This is a genomic window from Alteromonas sp. AO-Serp, from assembly GCF_017849675.1.
In the GTDB taxonomy this organism is placed as follows: Bacteria; Pseudomonadota; Gammaproteobacteria; order Enterobacterales; family Alteromonadaceae; genus Alteromonas; species Alteromonas macleodii.
Genome location: NZ_JAFLMX010000230.1, coordinates 1 through 2,148, shown reverse-complemented (window position 1 = coordinate 2,148; position 2,148 = coordinate 1). Strand labels below are relative to the sequence as shown.

Below are 2,148 nucleotides of genomic sequence, written 5' to 3'. Positions count from 1 at the left end.
GCTGTCTGCACCGAACAATAGAATATCGCCACTTTGTGCGCCAGTGCGCTCTAGCATGGCGTTAGTGATGTCTTCAGTTAGGAATTTAAGGATTGGCGACTGTAGACCTTCAAGACCAGCACCAGCATCGTTAACTTTAATCCAAGCCAGGCCTTTCGCGCCGTAAATACCTACAAATTTGGTGTATTCGTCAATTTGCTTACGCGAAAGCGACGCCCCACCGGGTACGCGAATTGCCGCAACGCGACCTTTAGGGTCGTTTGCCGGGCCGCTGAATACTTTAAAGTCAACGTTAGCAAGCAAGTCTGCAACGTCTGTTAACTCTAGCGGGTTACGTAGGTCTGGCTTGTCACTACCAAAGCGCGTCATGGCTTCTTTATACGTCATGCGCGGGAAGTCACCAAGGTCAACGTTTAGCATTTTGTTGAACAAGTCGCGGATCATACGCTCGGTAATAGACATTACGCCATCGGCATCTAAGAACGTGGTCTCAATATCGATTTGGGTAAATTCTGGCTGACGGTCGGCACGTAAGTCTTCATCGCGGAAGCACTTAACGATTTGATAGTAACGATCCATGCCCGACATCATCAGAAGCTGTTTGAAAAGCTGTGGCGATTGCGGAAGTGCAAAGAACTCACCTTTGTGTGTGCGGCTTGGCACTAGGTAGTCACGTGCACCTTCTGGCGTTGCCTTAGTAAGAATAGGCGTTTCAATATCAAGGAAACCTTCTTCTTCTAGGAAGCGACGTACAGCACCGGTTACTTTTGCACGGAATTGTAAACGCTGGCTCATTACGGGACGGCGAAGATCTAGATAACGATAGCGAAGGCGCTGTTCTTCGGAGTTTTCTTGGTTCCAGTCCAGTGGAAGCACGTCAGACTTGTTGATCACTTCAAGGCCTGTGCCCAGGATCTCAATCTCACCTGTGCGCATGTCTTTATTTACTTGACCTTCAGGGCGCGCACGCACTTTACCCGTTAGCTTTACACAGAATTCGCTACGCAAGGTGTTAGCTACCGATAGCACGTCTGGTAAATCTGGGTCGAACACCACTTGTACGATACCTTCGCGGTCGCGTAAGTCGATGAAAATTACACCGCCTAAATCGCGACGCTTATTAACCCACCCGCAAAGGGTAACTTCTTGTCCAATGTATGATGAATCGATATTCCCACAGTAATCTGTGCGCATGGTCCTTGACCCCTGATGTTTTTTCTTGCTTCGCATGCAGTGAATTGGCGTTCAAAACCGCTTACTTTTGGGCTTAAGACTTTGCCAAAAATCACGTAAACTTGCTGGCCAATTAGCTGGCCCGCCCACAACATGCATAATGTAATGATTTAAAGGCCGCATAGTATAAACAAATGCTTGATAAAGCCCAATGACAAATATGCACAAATCAGCCATATCACAAGGAAATCTCTATATTGGATTGCCAATGTGGCAACACAGCCATTGGCCAAGCACGTGGTTTGCTAATTATCCCAAGTCTGATAATGGATTGTCGCTGTATGCTAAGGAGTGTAATACGGTTGAAGGGAATACCACATTTTACTCTCTTCCCCACCAAGACGCTGTAGCGAGATGGTGCGATTCAGTACCCTGCCACTTCAGATTTACTTTCAAGTTTCACCAGAACATTACTCATGTACATCAATTACAGCATTGTGATGAAGAGGTTGCCCAACAGCTTGCTTTATTAAGCCCGTTAAAAGAAAAGCTAGGAGTCATGATGCTGCAACTGCCCGCTTCTTTTGGGCCAGAAAAGCTATCCATTTTGGATACCTTTTTAGCGGCGTTACCACAAGAATTAAACATAGCGGTTGAGGTGCGCCACCTGGCATTTTTTGCAAAGGGTGATGAGGAAAAGGCGCTTAATCAACTTTTGATCCGCCACGGTGCGAACAGAATCATTATGGACACCCGAGCGCTTTTCACTGGCTCTTTAGACTCAGGGGGAACAAATAGACGTGCGATGCTAGAGGAAGTGCGAGAGAAAAAGCCCCGTGTACCGGTAAACGTTATCGCTACGGGACGTACTCCCATTGTGCGCTTTGTAGGCAATGATGTTGATGATGACAACCAACGCTGTTTATTGCCTTGGGTGAAAAAAGTGAAGATTTGGCAAAGTGAAGGAAAAGACGT

Annotated in this window: 2 protein-coding genes; one reads left to right on the top strand and one right to left on the bottom strand. The window is 46.9% G+C overall.

Going from position 1 to position 2,148, the window contains the following annotated elements; genetic code table 11:
• Window positions 1–1,194, bottom strand: a 1,194-nt coding sequence (gene aspS, locus QVA83_RS15610) for an aspartate--tRNA ligase (protein WP_287498664.1), incomplete at its 3' end; no start/stop codon positions are given.
• Between the two features lie 247 nt (window positions 1,195–1,441).
• Between aspS and QVA83_RS15605 the strand changes: the two genes are divergently transcribed.
• The coding region (locus QVA83_RS15605) for a DUF72 domain-containing protein (protein WP_287498663.1) at window positions 1,442–2,148 on the top strand (707 nt) is incomplete at its 3' end.